Consider the following 1,137-nt stretch of genomic DNA (forward strand, 5'->3'; position numbering starts at 1 on the left):
ATGATAACGAATAACAGATAAAAATCTGTCACCTGTCACAATTTACAAAAATCCAAAATCAACCTAGGGTAGAACGGCATCCTGCAGAGCGAGACAATTGAGAATGCGGAAGAAGATCACCCTGGAAGACTGGCTCGACGGGTTGAGTGCCAACGAGACCCGATGGGCTCACGAATCGCTCGCAAGGAAGCGAGTAATGGGGCTGAGAGACGACCTGCCTACCAGCGAGCTGAAGGAAAGAATCAGCGAACGCCTGAGGAAGAGGGACGACGGTGAAGTGCTGCTTGAGCAGTTGAGAGCATCAATTCGCCAGAAGCGATATCGAGAGGCTGTCAAGAAAGAAGCGCATACGTTCCGACTATCTGACGCCGAAGCGAAGGCGCTTCAGGCACTGGCGAGTGAGGCCAAAACAAATAGAACTGAAATAATCCGGAGACTCATTCGAAGCGAGCCAACTGCGGCAGAAAAACTGGGAAAGATGAAGGAGACCAACCTCAGAGCCCAGCGAGACCTCACACTTAAGGGAAGGGACATGGAAAAGCTGGCCAGGATGGCCAAAGGTCTAGCGGATCAGAATGCCCTCACCCTGGGTATGGCGCTTTCGATACTGACCTACCACGACATCAAATGGGAGGAGCCATCGACTGTTGAGCTTCAGCTAGGTATGGCTTACTACTATCTCATCAAGGCTGAAATGGACAAGCTTTACGCTGAGCAGAAAAAGATGCTCAAAAAGCAACCACATAACCTGGATCGCAGCATTCCTCGACCAGCCAAAGCAAAGGCAAAGGCAAAGGCAAAGGCAAAGGCAAAGGCATGACCCCATGGAATGGCATTCCAAAAGGCATTCCAGCCAGAAAATTAACCGGCACAACTACATAAAAAACAACAAGATAGAGAATCCGTTCAGATTACCCCGGCCCACCAAATAAACCCCTGATTTTCCTAGAGAAAGTCAGGGGTTTTTCTTTGGGGTGTCGAAAAGGTGTCGAGTGAGACCAAATCTACGTAGCTCACCAGGATCAAGCGACTTGAGGCCACAGAGGGCATGGACCGCCTGTCCATCAGCAACCTCTGCAGGATAAAAACCCTTTTCTTTGTGAGGCTTTTAATATAGATAGTAAAAGGCCATACACC

General features: G+C 49.4%; 1 protein-coding gene. It reads left to right on the forward strand.

Annotated features, from left to right (window positions below):
* Window positions 1–103 precede the first annotated feature (103 nt).
* Entirely contained in the window at window positions 104–820 is a 717-nt protein-coding gene (locus tag ABZ848_RS49555; RefSeq protein ID WP_150608471.1) for a ribbon-helix-helix protein, CopG family, read from the forward strand.
* The last annotated feature ends 317 nt before the right edge of the window (window positions 821–1,137 follow it).

The organism is Streptomyces sp. NPDC047081 (genome assembly GCF_040643775.1).
GTDB lineage: Bacteria > Actinomycetota > Actinomycetes > Streptomycetales > Streptomycetaceae > Streptomyces.

What these genes read in the sequence shown, in the direction of transcription:
- ABZ848_RS49555 (WP_150608471.1), top strand. Translation starts at nt 104, where the DNA reads ATGCGGAAGAAGATCACCCTGGAAGACTGGCTCGACGGGTTGAGTGCC.